We start from the raw sequence: 515 nt of genomic DNA on the forward strand, positions 1-515 counted from the left end.
TAGTTACTCGAACAGTAGTTAACTTCTCTCCCCCAATGACAGAAATTTAATTCATTGCCATTTTCGAGGTTAACGTCAAATCTCGGAACAATCTCAGCTTTACCTTTGGTCATATCTGAAAGTTCACTCAATGCGTCATCAGCATTTTGTAACAGCTCAAAAGGAACACTATTTGGAGAGTACTGAAAATGCTTGCTAATCTCTTTACGTACCGAATTAAGCACTAGAGTTTGAACTTTGGCATTATCTTCCATCACCTTTTGTATTTTAGCCAGAACTACTGAAAGTTTAGTCCGATCTTGCTTCACCGATTGGTCCGCTAACGCAAGCACTCGAGTTTCCCTGTTGTACTCAAGTTGCAAGTCCGACAGCCCTTCCTCTCTTACCTGTAAACGTTCCAACAAAGGCACCAAATTATTGAGTATAATTTGACGGGTCACTTGAATATCCGTTTGTTCTGAGTGCCCAAAACTCTTGAGAAAATCATTTTCAAAACGCAAGACAGCGCCAAATAC

At 40.2% G+C, this 515-nt stretch carries 1 protein-coding gene; it reads right to left on the reverse strand.

The annotated features are described in order from the left end of the window. Window positions 1-515, reverse strand: a 515-nt coding sequence (locus AB4653_RS18900) for a hypothetical protein (protein WP_372104996.1), incomplete at both ends; no start/stop codon positions are given.

Origin of the sequence: Vibrio sp. 10N.222.48.A3 (assembly GCF_041475345.1) — a bacterium.
In the GTDB taxonomy this organism is placed as follows: Bacteria; Pseudomonadota; Gammaproteobacteria; order Enterobacterales; family Vibrionaceae; genus Vibrio; species Vibrio tasmaniensis_A.